Origin of the sequence: uncultured Corynebacterium sp., from assembly GCF_945649885.1 — a bacterium.
GTDB lineage: Bacteria > Actinomycetota > Actinomycetes > Mycobacteriales > Mycobacteriaceae > Corynebacterium.
Genome location: NZ_CALZFS010000050.1, coordinates 1 through 18625, shown reverse-complemented (window position 1 = coordinate 18625; position 18625 = coordinate 1). Strand labels below are relative to the sequence as shown.

18 protein-coding genes are annotated in these 18625 nt (G+C 59.2%); 4 read left to right on the top strand and 14 right to left on the bottom strand.

Annotated elements, in window-relative coordinates; genetic code table 11:
• The 5 genes from Q0M74_RS07150 to Q0M74_RS07130 form a co-directional block, all read right to left on the bottom strand.
• Nucleotides 1–534 carry a DJ-1/PfpI family protein gene (locus Q0M74_RS07150; RefSeq protein WP_293952877.1) on the bottom strand — a complete coding sequence of 178 codons (534 nt, stop codon included), beginning with the start codon at nt 532–534 and terminating at the stop codon, nt 1–3.
• A 115-nt stretch (nt 535–649) separates the two neighbouring features.
• Complete coding sequence (locus Q0M74_RS07145; RefSeq protein ID WP_293952875.1) at nt 650–1030, bottom strand: hypothetical protein; 381 nt, start codon at nt 1028–1030, stop codon at nt 650–652.
• Nucleotides 1031–1304: 274 nt separating this feature from the next.
• The gene (hemC, locus tag Q0M74_RS07140; protein WP_293952873.1) at nt 1305–2210 is read right to left on the bottom strand and encodes a hydroxymethylbilane synthase; all 906 of its coding nucleotides are present in this window, start codon (nt 2208–2210) and stop codon (nt 1305–1307) included.
• 15 nt (nt 2211–2225) lie between these two features.
• Nucleotides 2226–3632: a glutamyl-tRNA reductase gene (locus Q0M74_RS07135; protein WP_293952871.1), complete on the bottom strand. Its 1407-nt coding sequence runs from the start codon at nt 3630–3632 to the stop codon at nt 2226–2228.
• A gap of 88 nt (nt 3633–3720) precedes the next feature.
• Nucleotides 3721–3963 (bottom strand): glutaredoxin family protein, encoded by a 243-nt coding sequence (locus tag Q0M74_RS07130; protein ID WP_293952869.1) that lies wholly within the window; start codon nt 3961–3963, stop codon nt 3721–3723.
• A 213-nt stretch (nt 3964–4176) separates the two neighbouring features.
• Between Q0M74_RS07130 and Q0M74_RS07125 the strand changes: the two genes are divergently transcribed.
• Nucleotides 4177–5241 (top strand): HAD-IB family hydrolase, encoded by a 1065-nt coding sequence (locus tag Q0M74_RS07125; RefSeq protein WP_293952867.1) that lies wholly within the window; start codon nt 4177–4179, stop codon nt 5239–5241.
• Between the two features lie 40 nt (nt 5242–5281).
• Here Q0M74_RS07125 and Q0M74_RS07120 read toward each other — a convergent pair whose 3' ends face one another.
• The 5 genes from Q0M74_RS07120 to Q0M74_RS07100 all read right to left on the bottom strand — a co-directional run bounded on the left by Q0M74_RS07120 (nt 5282) and on the right by Q0M74_RS07100 (nt 9087).
• The gene (locus Q0M74_RS07120) at nt 5282–5383 is read right to left on the bottom strand and encodes a 30S ribosomal protein bS22 (RefSeq protein ID WP_003855542.1); all 102 of its coding nucleotides are present in this window, start codon (nt 5381–5383) and stop codon (nt 5282–5284) included.
• Nucleotides 5384–5666: 283 nt separating this feature from the next.
• The gene (locus Q0M74_RS07115; protein ID WP_290278235.1) at nt 5667–5858 is read right to left on the bottom strand and encodes a helix-turn-helix domain-containing protein; all 192 of its coding nucleotides are present in this window, start codon (nt 5856–5858) and stop codon (nt 5667–5669) included.
• 237 nt (nt 5859–6095) lie between these two features.
• Complete coding sequence (gene proC / locus Q0M74_RS07110) at nt 6096–6908, bottom strand: pyrroline-5-carboxylate reductase (RefSeq protein ID WP_293952865.1); 813 nt, start codon at nt 6906–6908, stop codon at nt 6096–6098.
• A 115-nt stretch (nt 6909–7023) separates the two neighbouring features.
• Nucleotides 7024–8133, bottom strand: a complete 1110-nt coding sequence (locus tag Q0M74_RS07105; protein ID WP_293952863.1) for a hypothetical protein — start codon at nt 8131–8133, stop codon at nt 7024–7026.
• A gap of 24 nt (nt 8134–8157) precedes the next feature.
• On the bottom strand, nt 8158–9087 hold the full coding sequence (locus Q0M74_RS07100) for a Ppx/GppA phosphatase family protein (protein WP_293952861.1): 930 nt from the start codon (nt 9085–9087) through the stop codon (nt 8158–8160).
• 33 nt (nt 9088–9120) lie between these two features.
• On the opposite strand from Q0M74_RS07100, the gene Q0M74_RS07095 reads away from it, so the two are divergent.
• Complete coding sequence (locus Q0M74_RS07095; RefSeq protein WP_293952859.1) at nt 9121–10095, top strand: hypothetical protein; 975 nt, start codon at nt 9121–9123, stop codon at nt 10093–10095.
• Nucleotides 10096–10502: 407 nt separating this feature from the next.
• On the top strand, nt 10503–13076 hold the full coding sequence (locus Q0M74_RS07090; protein WP_293952881.1) for an ABC transporter permease: 2574 nt from the start codon (nt 10503–10505) through the stop codon (nt 13074–13076).
• A 57-nt stretch (nt 13077–13133) separates the two neighbouring features.
• On the opposite strand, the gene Q0M74_RS07085 is transcribed toward Q0M74_RS07090, so the two are convergent.
• The 4 genes from Q0M74_RS07085 to mshA all read right to left on the bottom strand — a co-directional run bounded on the left by Q0M74_RS07085 (nt 13134) and on the right by mshA (nt 17213).
• Nucleotides 13134–13832: a response regulator transcription factor gene (locus tag Q0M74_RS07085; RefSeq protein ID WP_293952857.1), complete on the bottom strand. Its 699-nt coding sequence runs from the start codon at nt 13830–13832 to the stop codon at nt 13134–13136.
• Nucleotides 13829–15031, bottom strand: coding sequence for a cell wall metabolism sensor histidine kinase WalK (locus tag Q0M74_RS07080; RefSeq protein WP_293952879.1), 1203 nt, complete (start codon nt 15029–15031; stop codon nt 13829–13831). Before Q0M74_RS07080 ends, Q0M74_RS07085 begins: the two co-directional genes overlap by 4 nt.
• Before the next feature lie 79 nt (nt 15032–15110).
• Nucleotides 15111–15857, bottom strand: a complete 747-nt coding sequence (locus Q0M74_RS07075) for a phosphoglyceromutase (protein WP_293952856.1) — start codon at nt 15855–15857, stop codon at nt 15111–15113.
• An 84-nt stretch (nt 15858–15941) separates the two neighbouring features.
• Complete coding sequence (gene mshA, locus Q0M74_RS07070; RefSeq protein WP_293952855.1) at nt 15942–17213, bottom strand: D-inositol-3-phosphate glycosyltransferase; 1272 nt, start codon at nt 17211–17213, stop codon at nt 15942–15944.
• A gap of 98 nt (nt 17214–17311) precedes the next feature.
• On the opposite strand from mshA, the gene Q0M74_RS07065 reads away from it, so the two are divergent.
• The coding region (locus Q0M74_RS07065; protein WP_293952854.1) for an AMP-binding protein at nt 17312–18625 on the top strand (1314 nt) is incomplete at its 3' end.

The window sequence follows — 18625 nt, the reverse complement described above, 5'->3', positions numbered from 1 at the left end:
CTAGGCCGCGTCAATCGCCTCAATAAAAGGATCAAGATCGCCCGGGTTACGGGAGGTGATCAGCTTCCAACCGCCGGTGTCACAGACCTGGACTGGAACATCGTGCCAGGTGGCACCCGCATTTTCCAGGTCAATGCGCACGGAGGTGTAGGAGGTGAGGTTTTTGTTGGGGGTGAGGTCGGCGTCGATCAGCGCCCAGGGTGCGTGACAGATGGCCGCGATCGTGCGACCTGAACCTGCCTGTTTCTTCAGCAGGGAGAGAATATCGCCGTTGAGGCGTGCATTATCCGAGTTGACCGTGCCACCAGGCAGCACAATCACATCGAAATCGGTTTTCATGTACTTGGCCAGCTCACCATCGGCGTCGAACTCACGGTCCCAGTCCTTATCGCCGACTACCGTTTGTACAGGTTTGCCGCTCGGGGTGGCCACGGTGACGGTGTGGCCCAGCTCCTTGAGTTTGTCCACCGGCACGACCAGTTCATCGCGTTCGGTTCCGAATTCGGTTGAAATGACAAGAATGCTCTTGGACATGTACTTCTCCTTCTGCAATATGTTGCGTCGGGTGACGTGTCCCGATCCTAACCAAAAGGGGGAGAAGTTTCAGAAGGTGGTACTGAGCAGCTTAAACAACGTCAAACAATAAAAACTAGCGGGTCAATGCCAGCTCAGAAGCATAACGCTCGGCATTCTGGGTAGACACCACGATGCGGCCGATGCTGACGTTATCCAGCTCAATGACCAAACCCGGGTTGTTGCGACGACAGACGCTGAACTCATGCTCATGGTCTTCCTGTGCGCGGATCTCGCAGGCGCGGGTGCCGGCGACAAACAGACCCGGGACGCGGGTGAGGCCACGGGAACCTCCGGGGGCACTGCGGTAATCAACGGAATCGATCACATTGTCCACAACTTCAATGTTGCGGATGGCACGCAGGGGCACGGTGAGATGGCTGCGCCGAGCACCGATCTTCTCCCACCAGGACAGGTGGACGGTGAGGTGCTTCTTGGTGATCTTCAGTTCAGCCACAACAACGGGGTCTCTTCCAGGTGCAGGGCGAGGAGACTCCCCTTTTTCAGGAGCCTCGCCGAATCCAGCGTTATCCGCCATTTTTCATGACGGTCTTACTCCGACATTCTTACATGAAGTATGGGCAATAGTCTGTAGTCGTCACCACATTGTTAGCCAACTATGCGGCAATCCCAAAGAAATCAACCCTGATCAGGTGAGCTGATCAAGGTTGCCACAGTTTAGGTCCAAGGCCAGGTCAGATTCCCCTGGCCCCAGGGCCCAAAACACAGAGCTAGATCTTGTCAATCAGGTCCGCTGCGCCTTCTTCAAGAAGGTAGGCAGCAACCTGCTCCGCCAGTTCCACTGGTTCCTGGCCTTGGCCCTCAAGTGAGTAGACCAGCTGCTCGGAACCATCCAGGGCGAAGACACCTGCGGTCAGTGTCATGGTGTCCCCGGCATAACCATCGAGGGTGGCGTGTGCTGCCACCGGTGCGGTGCAACCTGCCTCCAAGCGGTTGAGCACAGTGCGCTCAGCAACAGCGGTGACGTAGGTGTCGGCGTGCATGAGCATGTTCAGGGCAGTGACGATGTCCTCGTCCTCGGCACGGCACTCAATGGCCAGTGCGCCCTGTGCTGGTGCTGGCAGGAGGATCTCCGGATCAAAGACCTCGGTGGCACGGTCCTGCATGCCCACACGGGACAGACCGGCAAAGGCCAGGACAACAGCATCGAGTTCACCGGAGGTGACCTTGCCCATGCGGGTGTCGATATTGCCGCGCAGTGGCAGGATCTCCAGGTCAGGGCGGATCGCCTTGAGCTGAGAGATGCGTCGTGGTGCTGAGGTTCCCACCTTGGCACCCTTCGGCAGGTCGTTGAGGGTCATGCCGTCACGGGCGATGAGCGCATCGCGGGCATCGGCACGGCCGGGGACCACGAGGTGGAAACGGGGGTCCGGTGCGGTCGGCAGATCCTTGAAGGAGTGGACGGCAACGTCAATCTCATCAGCCATGAGTGCGTCGCGCAGGGCCTGGGTGAAAACGCCGACGCCGATGCGTTCCACTGGGGACATGTTCACATCACCTGGTGTGGTGATGATGGTCAGTTCTGCCTCGCGGCCGAAGTGCTTGAGTTTGTCCCGCATGTGGCCGGCCTGGGTGGTGGCCAGCTTGGATCCCCGGGTGCCGATTCTGAGAGTCATTCCACTCCTTGGAGTTTAAGGACCGTCCACAGTGACGGGTCGCCCTGTGGTGGTCGGTGAGTTCACGATCGCGACGATACCCGCATCAGGAAGTTCTGACGCGTTGATGGAGGTGGTCGCGGGAGCCGCACTGGTCTGGACTGCTTCCAATCCGAATAATTCCTGCAGAGCGGACTCATAGGACACAGTTCCAGAACGTGCAGCCAACTGTTTGACGCGCACGGTGGGTTCGTGGAGGAACTTGTCCATCACACGTCGAATGGTGTGGGTGACTTCCTTCCAGTCCGCCTCGGACATGTCTGGGGTGCGTGACTGCAGGCGGTCCAGCTCATCGAGCATGACCTCATTGGCTTGACGACGCAACGCCGAGACTGCCGGAACGACATCGCGGATGCGCTGCTCGGAAGTGAAGGCCTCCAGCTCCTCGCGGACGATCGCCAGGGCGTCTGCGCCTTCATCGGATTCGCCGGTGGGATCTTCACGCTTGGCACGGTGCAGGCGTTCGATGTTGACCAGGTCAACACCGTCGACCTCGGTGCAGGCGTCATCAATGTCACGCGGCATGGACAGGTCCACGAGCATGAGCTTGGCACCAGCCGGGATGTCCTCCGGCTTGACGGTGAAGTCATCAGCACCGGTGGCAGAGACCACCATGTCCACGCGGCTGAGCACCTGGGAACGCTGATCGAAGTCCACAACCTCAGCGGGCACGCCCGCCTGCTCGGAGTGGGAGGCCAGGCGTTCCGCACGCTCCCGGGTGCGGTTAGCCATGATGAGCCTGTCCACACCTTCACGGCCCAGGTGGGTGGCGGCCAGGGAGCTCATGGCTCCGGCACCAAGCACCAGGGCAGTCTTGCCTGCCAAGGGCTTCTCCGCAGCTGGGTCAAGGCCCATCTGCACCAGTGCCTCATCGATGGCATAGGAGACCATGGAGGCGCCTGCTTCATCGATGTCAGTTTCAGAGTGGACACGCTTACCGGTGTGGAGTGCGGTTTGTGCCAGGGAGTGCAGCCCCGGGCCGACGGTACCGGCTTCGGTGGCCTGCTGGTACGCGGTGCGTACCTGGCCGATGATCTGCTGTTCGCCCACCACCATGGAGTCCAGGCCGGAGGCCACCACCAGCATGTGCTCGGCGGCGGCATCGGCGTAGCGGACATAGAGATACCCACGCAGGGTCTCAATATCAACACCACTGACCTCGTGGAGAACCTCCACGACATCATTGACACCGGTGTGGAAACTATTGGTAACTGTATAAACCTCGAGACGGTTACACGTGGAGACAATGAGTGCCTCCGACAGTGACGGCCGGTCAACGAGGGAGGAAGTGGTTTGACCACGGACTGAGTCATCCATGCTGAGGCGCTCCAGAAGCGCCACAGGTGCCGATCTGTGGGACATTCCCACAACGAGCACGCTCACTATCTCACCCGACTTTCAAAGGAGGTACTGATCCATCAAAAGAATGAATCAAGGTTTGTTGATTCACGCTAGCGTTCAATCTGCGATGTCACAACAAAGCATGGGCTAACTCCGCGTTATCAACTTCCCAGCACGCAAATTCCTCATCATCTACAAGAATGACAGGAACGCGGTCTCCGAACTCAATTTTCAGGCTGGAATCCTCATCAACATTGCTGACCACCAGCTCCACACCGGCGGCTGCCAGAACAGGTGCGATCTGTTCCCGGATCCGGACACAGGAGCCACAGTTGTCTCGGATGATCAGTTCCACGCTATGGTCTGAACCCACGCCTAACCAGCCCTTTCTCCAGTATTCCGCCCGGTGCGCCACCAGGTGTGCTGCCACCCCGCGACAGGCACTGTGGCGCGCAAGGCTTTACCATGGATACGATACTCACACCGGGCTGGACTTACATGTCCGCCCTACCCTGGTCACCCATCAGTTTCCACCCCGATGACAGCGCCTTGTCGCTCACGGTACAAGGAAGGTTTTTGTCACCTCATGAGCTCAGCCAGCGACAATAATAACTGGGGCTTCGACATGGTCGGCTCCCCTGAGGACTTCCTGGCCAATTGGAGTGCATCGCGAGGCAACCTCCGACGCTTCATTGAGGACTATGCAGCACCCCCGATTGATGAGGAAGCCCAGCGTCAGGCCGGCGAAGCCGCTGCCACCGAAGCTGTTGCCTCCATCTACGGGCTGGAATTGGATGATTTCCATTCGGGTGTGGATTCAGTCACCGGAGCCATTGAAGCAGCCGGTGGTGTCCACGTTAATATCCCGGATCCGGATGTCCCCCAGGATGTGGGGGCCGCAGCCTTCTTTGATGTGGACAACACCCTGATCCAGGGCTCCTCACTCATCGTGTTCGCCCAGGGGTTGTTCCGGAAAAAGTTCTTCACCCTGAATGAAATTGCGCCAGTGATCTGGAAACAGCTGAAATTCAAGATCTCCGGATCAGAAAATGCTGAGGACGTAGCCCAGGGGCGCGAGCAGGCCCTGGAGTTCATCAAGGGCCGCTCCGTGGAGGAACTCACCGAGCTGTGTGAGGAAATCGTGGACCGCACCATGGCCGACAAGACGTGGCCTGGCACCAAGCAGCTTGCTGACATGCACATAGCGGCCGGCCATCAGGTGTGGCTGGTCACCGCCACCCCGGTGCAGTTGGCTCAGATCCTGGCACAACGTTTCGGGTTCACCGGTGCGATCGGCACGGTTCCGGAGGCTGTCGACGGCAAATTCACCGGCCGTCTAGTGGGCGATATCCTCCACGGCCCTGGCAAGCGACATGCGGTGGCGGCCCTGGCATCCATTGAAAAGCTCGACCTCGCCCGTTGCACGGCTTATTCCGATTCCATCAATGATCTGCCAATGTTGTCAATGGTGGGCACCGCCGTGGCCGTGAACCCGGACAATAAGTTGCGCAAAGAAGCCCTCAAGCGAGGTTGGGTGGTGCGTGACTTCCGCTCCCTGCGCAAGGCTGTGCGCGCCTTTGGTGTGCCTGCTTTGGCGACAGCCGCCTTCAGTGTCACCGGCTGGCGGATGCGCAGACGGTTCAAGAATTAAAAAACACCACCTGTAAACAGGTGGTGTTTTCGAATCAAGCCTACTTGCCCAGTTTTCTACGCTGAACACGAGTACGGCGCAGCATCTTGCGGTGCTTCTTCTTGGACATGCGCTTGCGGCGCTTCTTGATGACAGAACCCATGACGGTTTCCCTCGCTTAAATCGATGATGTACGTACAAAACCTGCCAGCACCCAGGACCGAAGTGCACATTCGGAAAACCGCGGACCTTGGATGAGCGTTAATGTCTCACCCTGAGCTGTTCGCGGCTGCTAATTCCATAGGTGTGTGCTGACACGAATGGGAGTTATCTTACCTTGCAGGGGGTGACGCTCCAAAAACCCTAGGCGCGTACAACCCCGTGGGAATCACTGAAGCCTCTTCCCAGTGCAGTGCACCGGGAAGAGGCTTCAGCTGTGAGAGGGATTATCCAGCCTCATAAAAGGAGGAATCCAGGTAGTCATTGACCGCCTTCTCATGGACGCGGAAGGAGCGTCCTACTCGCACCGCCGGAAGTTCACCGGAGTGAACGAGCCGGTAGACAGTCATCTTGGATACGCGCATGATCTCCGCGACCTCAGCGACCGTCAAAAAGGTGCCTTTATCTTCTCTAGCCATAATTCATCAATACCCTTCAGCAGTACGCGTGCTGCGGGCTTCCCCTCCCGCAGTACGGTCACGCATGTGCCTGGTTAAGCTTAGCGTGATTCAAGTGAATAGTGCGACAATTGTTACCTAATTTTCTTCGCTTTCCCTCGCCGTGGAGGCTGGATTGAGGTGAAAATGCTGGTCAACAAGTAAAACTGCGGCCAGTGCCATCACCCCAAGACACAGCCCGGGAAAGCTAGAACTGGGTTAAGCGCGTCCCATTTCTGCTGATCGCTCCGCACAAGCCTGGGCGGCACGGAAGAAGGCACCACGGATGCCGCTTTCCTCCAGCTCACGCAGGGCCGCCACGGTGGTGCCTGCAGGCGATGAGACACCTGCACGCAGTTCAGAGGGCTCCTTGCCGGTTTCCTTGAGCATGGTGGCCGCACCTTCGAAGGCGTTGACTGCCAGTTCACGGGCGGTGTCGCGGGTGAGGCCGAGGTTGACGCCGGCATCAATAAGCGCCTCAGTGACCAGGAAGAGGTAAGCCGGGGAGGAGCCTGACATCGCGGTCACGGCATCCAGGTCGGATTCCTCCACCACCATGACCTCGCCGACAGAGGTGAGCAGTTCCTGGACCAGGTTCAGCTGCTCCTCGGTGACAAAGCGGCCGCCGGTGACGGTGCACATGCCCTTGCCCACCAACATCGGAGTGTTCGGCATGACGCGCACGATCGGCAGGCCAGCGGAAACATTCTCCTCCATGGCTGCCAAGTTGATACCTGCCGCCATGCTCACCATGACGGTGGATGCGGAGTTGTTGTCTGCGGTGTCAGAGATTTCTGCCAGCACATCAAGAATCATCTTGGGCTTGACGCAGAGGAACACCACATCGGCTTCATCCACAGCCTGGGCGTTGTCGGTCATGGTGACCACGCCGTAGCGTTCGTTGAGTTCCTTTCCACGTGACTCACGTCGGTTGGTTACACGGATGTTCTGAGGGTTCACATCGGCAGCAACCAGTCCTGAGACCAGAGCCTCGCCGATCTGACCGCCACCAAGTACAGCAATTGTTGTCATACCTTCCACCCTGCCATCTTCCACCCCCTGTGTGCAGAATCAGGGCCCCCAAAAAAAGTCCGCCTCTCCTCTTAACCGTTGCGGTGAGAGGAGAGGCGGATCTTGGGTGAAAGTGCTAGAAAATGATCAGCAGGGGGCCGAAGGTCATGACCAGACCGACAATGCCGGCCAGGATCATGCTGAATCCGTCACGGGAGGTGCGCAGCGCGTGCACAAGCCCCACCATGCCCAGGGTCACGGCAATAGCGAGCAGAACCACCAGCCAGTTGTTCAGACGCTCCCAGAGCATCTCAAAGGCCAGGAAGACCACAGCACCCAGAACCACTCCGACGACCGCCATGAGAATCACGGAGAACACTGAGGTTTTGATGGAGTCTTCACCATCATCTTCTTCTGCGTCCTGATCGGCGACTTCCATGTCACCGGTGAGAGCTTCCAGCTGAGTGGTATCAGTTGGGGAGGCTGCCGCCTGATCAACGGACTCCGCAGCGAAATCTGCATCGGCAGCCGCTGCAGCATCTTTGGTAGCAGCAGGATCAGCCTGCGGTGCCCTCGGCTTCACGGCAGATGCTGGCACCACTGGGAAGGCACCCGTGGTCAGACGGATCGGATCCTTCTCATCAACAATGCTCAAGACCATGGTCTCATCATTGCTGGGTGCCGGACGGGAAACAGTGGGCTTGTCCGGCTGCTTCTCCTCCTGCTTATCGACGGCCTGTGCCCCAGGCTTCTCAACCTTGGCCTCAGGCTGCGGCGTTGGCGCTGGCTGTGATGGTGGTTTCGGTGTCGACACCGCCTTGAGCTGAGGCTGCTGAGTCGGCTCCGGCTGGGCCTCAGGCTTCTTCGGCTCAGGCGTGGTTTCTGCCTTCACCTCGGTCTTGGCGGCTGGTTTTGGCTCAGGTTGTGCTGCTGACTTGGCTTCTGGAGCCTTCTCTGGCGCCTTCGCTGGAGCCTCTGGTTGTTTGACTTCCGGCTGCTTGGCAGCTGGTGCTTCAGCGGGCTTCTCCGGGGTTGCCGGCGTGGCTGGGTCGTCGATCTTGACGGCCGAGTGCTTGGACTCAACAGGCTTCTCCTTGACCGCAGGAATGGAGCCGGTCAGCTCAGCGACGGAGATGCCACCTTCTTCCAGGCTGCGACGTCGGCGACGTCGGGGAGCATCCGTGGACTGCCCGTCCTTGCCGGCTCGCGCCATCAGCTCAGCGACTGTGAGTTTTGATTCACTCATTTTCGCCAACTCCTTTCCTTACAGTTATTCAAGACCCTTGTCGATCCGAGTGAGAATAACACCCTCACGCAGTGCCCAGGGACAGATCTCGACCTTATCAATGTCAAGCGCACGCATCGCAGCTTCCGCCACGAGTGCACCCGCCACAATCTGGTGGGAACGATCAGCACTAATCCCCTCCAGCTCAGCACGGTCAGCGGCAGTCATTCGTGAGATGAAGGCAATGAGCTGACGCAAACCAGGAGCTGTGAGGGTTCGTGTGACGTGGGGACCAGCAGAAGACGGTGCAGCACCAGTCAGACGTGCCAGGGTGCGGAAGGTCTTGGATGTTCCCACCGCAAGACGTGACGGACCCAACGTGTGGATCTGACGCGCAGCCTGAACCAGCTCCGCATCAATATAATCACGCAGCAGGTTGACCTTCTTGCGCTCTGGAGGATCAGTATCGAACCAGTGGTGGGTCAAACGACCCGCACCCAGATCCAGGGAGAACGCCATGTCCGGGTCCTCATCGGCACCGGAGGAAATCTCCAGGGAACCACCACCGATATCAAGATTGGTGATGCGACCAGCAGACCAGCCATACCAACGACGAACCGCCAGGAAAGTCTGGCGGGCTTCTTCCTCACCGGAGAGGATGCTCAGGCGCACGCCTGTTTCCTTCTCCACATGATCGAGAACCGCGTCACTGTTGGTGGCTGAGCGAACCGCTGAGGTGGCAAAGGGCATCAGCTCAGCACAGCCGAGTTTCTTGGCCAGTTCTGCGGCCTCACCGACTGCTGAGGTGAGCTTATTCACTCCCTTCTCAGTGATCGCCCCGGTCTCGTCGAGCAACTCGACAAGACGCAACGGGGTACGCCAATTACTCATCGGGTGGGGATGCCCACCGGGACGAGCGTCTACTGCCACTAGGTGGACAGTGTTACTGCCCACATCCAATACGCCTAATCTCACACCTAAAGGTTAGTCGGTCTAGGGTGACAAAGTGTGAATTGGTCATCCTCGTCCCCGGTTTTCCTTGGCTTCCCTGAAGCCTCCCCTGCTGCAACCTCCATTAGGAGTGGTGAGGAGCTACCCCCGGATTTCCCTCGTGAATGGTATGAATTCCCCGATCCGACAGATTCCGATCATGTTTTCAGCATCGATTTAACGTGGTTGGAGTCTCATTGGAACTGCACCTTCGGCACCCCCGATTGTTTAGGCATCAATGCCATAAACCCCGATGTGGGTTGTTGTGTACACGGTGCTTTCTTAGCCGATGAGACCGACCGCGATCAGCTTTATGACGCCGTGGCGGAAATGCCCGCCAAGTACTGGCAGCTGCGTCCAACCCATACTGACAGCTTCCTCGCTGACGATGACGGCACCACCATTGAACCCTGGCTGGAGTGGGATGAGCTGGATGATGAAGACGGCAATCCCGAACCTGCTCTGAAAACCATCACCACGGACGGCGCGTGCATCTTCGCCAACCGCAAGGGCTGGGAAACCGGTGCCGGCTGTGCCCTTCACCAGTGGGGTGCCGCGGAAGGCAAGGATCTGACCGTGGTGAAACCTGAGGTCTGTTGGCAGCTGCCACTGCGCCGCCTGGAGGCCTATGAAGAACGAGCTGATGGCCATGAGATCCTGCGCACCACCATCACCGAATACAACCGTCGCGGTTGGGGCAATGGTGGCGAGGATTTTGATTGGTACTGCTCCACCTCCCCGCGCTGCCATGCCGGTGGCGAACCGATGTGGCAGACCCAGGAAAGTGAACTCCGAGCACTCATGGGCAATGAACCCTATGAGATGCTGCGTGGACATATGCAGGAACGTGCCCAGGCTGCCGGCCTTGTCCGGGACACCCTGCCGCTGACGGTGCGCAACAGTCTCTTCAGTACCCACCCCACCACAGCATTCGTGGAATCCGGCCAGTGGGATCGTGCAGAAGCTGACCGCAAAGCTGGGCTGAGCGAATAGTTGGTCTCCCCTGCTGTACTGAGGTCAATGTCTAGGGGCTGAAACCCCCCACCTGTGAAGCAACTGCCCAGCCCCGCACAGAACCGTCGCTGTAACGGCCAGCCGGTGTGTGACGGTTAAACTGGTGGACTACGTGATGGGGACTTAGGCTTTTCGCCTTCGCCACCCTAGAATCTCTGTGTTCTTGCAACAGTGGCGAGGCACTGTGTTTGTGGTTGTTGCACCACCACTAATTTAAGGCACAACCCGATGAGAAAGCTCACACATCCAGGAGGAGGCCAGCTATCACTCATAGCGGTACAACTGGGGAAACCGGCACGAAGTTCGGCTTCGGCCCACTGAAGACATTTCTGAATTCACCTCTCCGCAGAATCACGTGGCGCAGCGTGGTGGCCAATAAGGTCCGCATGGCGCTAACGGTGTTGTCTGTGGCACTGGGTACCGCTTTTCTCTGTGGCTCCCTGTTGCTGACGGATTCCCTGGAGAGGTCTTTCACCTCGATTGTGGATTCCGGCATCGAGGGCGTGGATGTGGGTGTCATCGGCACTCAGAATAATCAGGCCGGTGTCCCCTTCGATGTCATCGATGTGATTGAGCGCTACCCAGAAGTCCGTGCCGTCAATATTGTCGGTGATGGCCCCGGCATGCCTTCAGGTACCTCGATGACAGGACAGTCTGCGCTGATCCTCGCCGATACCGCAGGCCATCCCCTGCAGGCGGGTTCTTCTGGCACCCACCCCTTTGCCATGAATGATCCCGGTGACTGGGTGGGTCCGGAACCGGTGATGGTTGATGGGCATCCCCCGGTGGAGCGCAATGACATCATGGTCAATGCCTCTGCCGCGGAGCGTGGTGGGTTGGTCACCGGCGATAAGGTCACGGTGATCACACCAACAGAGCGTATCGACGCCACCGTCTCCGGTATCTTTGAATCCTCCTCGGATGTGGCCGGGTGGATTGGCATCGGGTTCACCCAGGACCGTTATGTGGAGCTGTTCACCGATGGGGCGAATGCCTCCCAGATTGTCATCTCTGTCCACGATGGTGAGGATCCCATGGAGGTGCGCAACAAGATCGGGCGCACCTATAAGTACCTGACTCCCCTGCTACCTGAGCAGATCATTGAACGCACCACCGGCGACACCATCCGCCAGTTGGAATTCATCACCTATATTCTCATTGCCTTTGCAGCGATCGCGTTGATCGTGGGGTCCTTCATCATCGCCAATACCTTTGCGATGATTGTTGCCCAGCGCACCAGTGAGTTCGCCCTGTTGCGCAGCATCGGTGTCTCCTCCTTCCAGATCGGTTTCTCCGTGGTCATGGAGGCGGTGGTGATCAGCCTGATCGGTGGTGCGCTGGGACTGGTCCTGGGCGTGGGTGTGATCAATGTCCTGGTGTTCGTGTTGAACCAGACCGGCAGTGAATTATCCTCCATCGCCATTTCCTACAGCACCAGTGCCTTTGTATTGCCCCTGCTCTTTGCCCTGGCTGCCACGGTGCTCAGTGCGATTGTGCCGGCCAGGCGGGCGGGAAATCTCCCACCGGTGGAGGCCTTTGATTCCGCTGACTCCAAGGCCACCTCCACTTCCCGTGGGTCGACCATCGTGGCTGCGGTGCTGTTGACCCTGGGCGGCAGTCTGATCGTGGCCGGTGCGCTGGTCTCTGCGGTGAATGACATTGACCTGCAGACCGAATCCCGCATGGGTCTGATCGTGGCCGGTGCGCTGCTGGGCTTTGGTGGTCTGGCACTGGCTGGTCCGACCTTCAGCAAGATGATCAGCATGAGTATCGGTGTGCTGATCTGCCTGCCGTTCAAGGCAGTGGGCAAACTCGCCCAGCGCAACACCCTGCGTAACCCGCGTCGTTCCGCCACCACTGCTCTGGCTGTGACCTTGAGCGTGGGTCTGGTGTCCTGTGTGGGTGTCATCGGTGCGACCACCCGTGCCAGTGTGTTCGGCTCGGTGGAGTCATCCATCCAGGCGTCCTTCATCATGGATTCCATCGGTGGTACCGCCGTTCCCGGCCAACCTGCCGGTGGTTCCCGTTCCCTGTCACTCTCCCCTGCTGTGGCTTCCAAGGTGGCCACCACCGAGGGGGTGGAGGATGTCGGTGTGCTCATGACTGCCGGGCTCCAGGCCAATGGGTGGGATAATGAAGCCACCACCGTCTTCCAGGGGGACATGAAAGAATTCATGGATATCGCGGTGCGTTCCGGTGATGAGTTCACCGATGACGCCCCCGGTGCGATGATCTCCACCACCTATGCCAGCCAGTCGGGCCTGAAGGTTGGTGATACCATTTCACTCAACCCCTATGGGGCTGATGATGGCATCCGGGTGCCGATCACCGGTATCTATGTGGAAACCGGCCTGCTGGGGCACATGACCATCAACTACACCGCCGCGGAACGCGTGCTCACCAGTCCCTCGGCTTATCACCGCTCCCAGGTGTTTGTGACCTCGGATGACACTCTCCCTGACCAACAGCTGCGTGAGAATCTCACTGAGGCTGTCGCGCAGTTCCTGGTGGTGCAGGTGAAGAACAAGGATGAGTTCCGGGGAGGCCTGGGTACCCAGATCAACCAGCTGTTGGGCATTGTCTATGGACTGCTTGCCCTGGCGGTGATCATCGCGGTGCTGGGCATCATCAACACCTTGGTGCTGTCCTTGAGTGAACGCACCCGTGAGCTGGGTATTCTGCGTGCCACCGGGGTACAGGCCAGACAGGTCAAGACGATGGTCACCCTGGAGTCGGTGATCTTGTCCATTCATGGCGCGATCTTCGGCATCGGTGTGGGCACGTTCTTAGGCTGGGCGGTGGTCAGTTCCCTGCGCAGCCGTGGCATGGCCCCGGCCGAGGTGCCGCTGACCCAGATCACCTTGATGTTGCTCACCGCCATCGTCATCGGTGGTGTCTCTGCGATCATCCCGGCCCACAGGGCGGCGAAGACCGCACCGCTGGACGCCATCCGCGGCTGAGCATAAAACAAGGGGAGCAGTTCAATGATCATTGAACTGCTCCCCTGTAAAAACCTTTTAGAGCTCGTATTTATATCCCAGTCCCCGCACGGTCACCAGGTGACGGGGGCGGGAGGGTTCTTCCTCGATCTTGGAGCGCAGTCGCTTGACGTGTACGTCCAGGGTCTTGGTGTCGCCCACGTAGTCGGCACCCCAGATGCGGTCGATGAGCTGGCCACGGGTGAGTACGCGACCGGCGTTGCGCAGGAGATATTCCAGGAGGTCGAATTCCTTCAGTGGCATGTTCACCTGCTGGCCGTCGACGGTGACGGTGTGGCTGTCCACGTCCATGCGTACGCGTCCGCCCTCAAGGAGCTGATCGTCGAAGTCGTCTTCGGCGGCTTCGGCTTCACTGTCACCACGGCGACGCAGGACTGCGCGGATACGGGCGATGAGCTCGCGGGAGGAGTACGGCTTGGTCACGTAGTCATCTGCACCAAGTTCCAGGCCGACGACCTTGTCAATCTCCGAGTCGCGGGCGGTCACCATGATGACCGGGACGTTGGAGACCAAACGCAGTTCCTTGCACACGTCGGTGCCGGACATGCCGGGCAGCATCAGGTCGAGCAGGACGATATCAATATCGTTCTTGCCGAATTCCACCAGTGCTGTGGGTCCGTCGCCCGCGATGATGGTGTCGAATCCTTCCTTCCTTAGGAGGAAGGCCAAAGGATCTGCCAACGATTCCTCATCTTCAACGATCAGGATGGTCGTCATGTTTTTTCCTTTCGGCGCCCTGGAACTTTGGACGCGGTCGAGCGAAGTGGAGAATCCAAGCCTGCCCGCTGCTTGATATCAATGAGAGGGTCGGATTCAGGATCATGCACAGGCAATTCGATTGTGAAGGTGGAGCCTGTTCCCGGCCGAGACCACAAACTGATACTACCGCCATGGTTGGCCATCACATGTTTGACAATAGCCAATCCAAGCCCGGTTCCGCCTGTTTGGCGGGACCTAGCCTTATCCACGCGGAAGAAACGTTCGAATACCCGGCCCTGGTCTTCTGGGGCGATGCCGATGCCACGGTCCGTCACGCGGATCATGACCACGTTGTTACGGATGTTCTGGGACACCGACACCGGCATGGATTTAGGTGAATAGTTGATGGCATTACTGATCAGGTTGGACAGTGCGGTGATCAACAGGGAGCGTTCCGCATTGACCCAGACGCCGGTGCGATCGCCACGGACCAATTCGATCTTGGCGTTGTCGGCGGCCAGCTGGGTGCGTTCGATGGCTTCGTCGATGATGTCATCGATCTTGACTGGTTCCATATCCGGCAGGCGTTCCGCACCCTGCAGTTTGGACAGGGAGATCAGTTCATTGATCATGTCGGCCATGCGGTGGGCTTCGCGGTGGAGGCGGACACCGAAGTATTCCACTTGTTCAGGATCATCTACGGACTCGATCAGTGCTTCAGCCAGCAGTGCCATGCCACCCACGGGGGTTTTGAGTTCGTGGGACACGTTGGCCACGAAGTCGCGGCGGGCGGATTCCATGCGGACATTTTCGGATTCGTCGGTGGCGTAGACGATGACGAAGCGGTCGTCGATAAGCGTCAAAGGTTTGACGACTGCTTGGACTGCGGTGACGCGGTTACCGGGACGCCGGGGGTTGGCGGAGGAGTTGATGTCAAGGGCATGTGTTTCCTTGTCATCGAAGGTTTCCTGCACCACGCGCCACACATCATTGTTCACAGTGCGTTCGTGGACGATGCCGAGTTCATGGGCACGTGCGTTGGAGAGGACGACATCACCGGTGCGGTCCATCACGGTGATGCCGGTGGGTGAGCCTTGAATGGCCAGGTGGAGTACCTGGCCAACGGTGGTCACCTGGTTTTCAGAAAGGGTGGAGGCGGACTGGTGGCGGCGGAAGCGTTCCTTCAACCACGCATAAGCAGGCAGGGCGAGGCCCATGACGGCCACGCCCAACAGGAATGCGAGGAATGTTGTGCTCACTTATTACCGACAGATATGTCCTTTATCCGCCTGCCTGCTACTTACCACCCTGGTTGGCCACTGCTGCCGCTCCGGCTGCTGCTGCCTCTGGGTCCAGGTAGGTACCACCGGGGTTGACCACGGTGCCATCAGTTGTGATCTCGTAGACCAGTGGGATGCCGGTTGGGATGTTCAGCTCTGCGATCTCCTCATCAGAGATGTTGTCCAGGTACTTCACCAGCGCGCGCAGGGAGTTGCCATGTGCTGCGATGAGCACGTTCTCGCCCTTCTTGGCGCGTGGCAGGATCTCAGCTTCAAAATAAGGGATGAAGCGCTCGACGACATCCTTCAGGCACTCGGTGCGTGGCACGGCATCCAGGTGTGTGTAACGGACGTCATCTGCCTGGGAGTACTCGGCGTCATCGGCAAGCTCTGGCGGAGGGGTGCCATAGGAGCGGCGCCATGCCATGTACTGCTCATTGCCGTACTTGTCCTTGGTCTCAGCCTTGTTCAGGCCCTGGAGCGCACCGTAGTGGCGCTCATTCAGACGCCAGTCGCGCACAACGGGGATCCAGTGGAGGTCCGCTGCATTCAGTGCGATGTTTGCGGTGCGGATGGCACGACGCAGCAGGGAGGTGTAGAGAACATCCGGCAGGACATTGTTCTCAACGAGCATCTCGCCACCGCGCTTGGCTTCAGCCTCGCCCTTCTCAGTGAGGTCGACATCCACCCAGCCGGTGAACTGGTTGGAGGCGTTCCATTCACTCTGGCCGTGACGAAGAAGAATCAGTTTTCCGTTTGACATACGTACCAGTTTGCCACTTTGTTGTGGCTGATGCTCAGTGAATCACTGATGTGCGTCCTACATCTCACCCCCTTGGAGGCCCTACTACCAGCGGGCACCATCTGCCCGGCGCGGGGTTGCCTCGTTCATTTCGGCTGTGACGGCGTCGTTGTAGAGGGAGGACAGTTGGGCGGCGGTGGCGGACCAGGAGAAGGCGCGGGCATGTTCGACGGCGTCTTCGCCCATGCGGATGCGGGTTTCGTCGTCGTAGAGCAGGGTGGCCAGGGTGTCGGCCCAGGCGGCTGGGTCATGGCTGTCCACCAGGAGTCCGGTTTCGCCTTCGGCCACGGCGATGGGAAGCCCGCCAACGCGTGCGGCGATGACTGGGGTTCCGGTGGCCTGGGCTTCCATGGCGACCAGCCCGAAGGATTCGTTGTAGCTGGGCACGGCGATGATGTCGGCGGCGCGGTAGACGACCACGAGTTCTTCTGGGGGTCGGGGTTCGAGGAAGCGGATGCGTTTTTCCACGCCTAGCTCGGTGGCCAGCTGGCGGTAGGTTTCAGGGGTTGCGGTGGGTCCGGAGGGGCCACCGCAGATGAGGACCCGGAGGTTGCGTTGGGGATCGCGTTCAAAAAGTTCTGCCACGGCCTTGATGAGGACCTGGGGGCCTTTGAAGGGTTGGAGGCGGCCGACGAAGGCGACGACCTTGGCATGCAGTGGTATACCGAGTTCGCGGCGGGAGCGTTCCGTGGCGCGGTCATTGCCTGGGGTGTACAGCGCGATGTCTGCACCAGGGGACACCACCGAGATGCGTTCCGGATCGGCGTCATAGTGGTGGACCAGGTCTGCGAGTTCTTCCTGGGTGTTCACGGCCAGGACATCAGCGTTGTCCACCAGCTGTTGTTCGCAGATGCGGCGGGCCTCCGATTCCGGGGTGTCCTCATCATCACGGTAGGAGTTCTTCACCGCGGCCAGGGTGTGGGCGGTGTGCACCAAGGGGATGCGCCAGAGATCCCGCATCAACCAGCCCACCTGACCGGACAGCCAGTAATGGGAGTGGATGAGGTCATAGTCCAGGTGTTCCCGGCGGGCGAATTCCAACATTCCCCCGGCAAAGGCCGCCAACTGAGTGGACAGTTCCTCCTTGGCCAGCCCCTCATAGGGGCCGGCCACAATGTTGACCACCCGCAGGTTGGGGGCTACCTGGACCACCTCGCCTTGGGAGGGGCGGGTGGCACGGGTAAAGATGTCCACCGCCACCCCCTGACGGGCAAGTTCGGTGGCTGTGGACAGCACATAGACGTTCATTCCACCGGAGTCCCCCGTGCCGGGTTGCTGCAGGGGTGAGGTGTGCATCGAGATCATGGCAACGCGCATGGCTTCATTCTATGGCTCTCAGGCAGACCGGGTGTGCTGCACCTCTATATACTCAGGAGGAAGAAGTGACGGCGGATCAAGAATTTCGAAGGGACATCATGTCGGCATATGAAACCAAGGCCTGGCTGAAGCACTATCCGGAGTGGACCCCCCACTCCCTGGATTATGGCGACACCACGCTGCTGGACGTTTATGACAACAACCTGGCCATCAATGCAGAGAAGTCCGCAACCTACTTCTTCGGCCGCACCCAGACCTACGGTGAGCTGGACAAAGATGTCCGACGCATCGCTGCCGGCCTGCGCGCACTGGGTGTTCGCCCAGGCGATCGCGTAGCCATTGTCCTGCCCAACTGCCCACAGCACATTGCAGCTTTCTATGCCGTGCTGAAGCTGGGTGCCACCGTCATTGAACACAACCCGCTCTACACCGCCCATGAGCTCAAGGAACCCTTCAAGGACCACGGCGCACGGGTAGCCATTGTGTGGGACAAGGCCGCCGCCACCGTGGAACGCCTGCGTGGTGAGACCTCCCTGGAAACAATCGTGTCCGTGAACATGATCAACGCCATGCCAGCCATCCAGCGTTTCGCGTTGAAGCTGCCGGTCCCGGCGCTGCGCAAGAGCCGGGAAGCACTGTCCGGCCCTGCCAAAAACACCGTGCCCATCGAGGTACTGGCCAGTGAAGCCATGGGGGGCTTGGGTGAGGACATCGAATCTGAGCCGACGGTGACCAAGGACACCACCGCACTGATCCTGTACACCTCCGGCACCACCGGAAAGCCCAAGGGTGCACAGCTGTCCCACGGCAATCTCTTTGCCAACATGCTGCAGGGCAAGTCCTGGGTCCCTGGCCTGGGTGATAAGCCAGAGCGCATGCTGGCAGCCCTGCCGATGTTCCACGCCTATGGCCTGACCATGGTGGGCACCTTGTCTGTGTTCATCGGTGGTGAGATGGTGCTGCTGCCAAGCCCACGTATGGATCTGATCATGGACGTGATGAAGAAACACACCCCCACCTGGCTGCCCGGTGTACCTACCCTCTACGAGAAGATCGTGGAAGCATCCGAGGAACAGAGCATTGACATCAAGGGGGTGCGCAATGCCTTCTGTGGTGCCTCCACCCTGCCTGTCCGCACCGTGGAACGCTGGGAATCCCACACCGGCGGACGCCTGGTGGAAGGTTATGGCCTGACCGAAACCTCGCCAATCATCGTGGGTAACCCCATGGACGGCAACCGCCGCCCCGGATATGTAGGCATCCCCTTCCCCGACACCATCGTGCGCATCGCCAACCCTGACAATCCGGATGAAACCCAGCCAGACGGTACTGAGGGTGAAGTCCTGGTCAAGGGACCACAGGTGTTCAAGGGCTACCTCAACCACGAGGAAGCAACCGCCAACAGCTTCCAC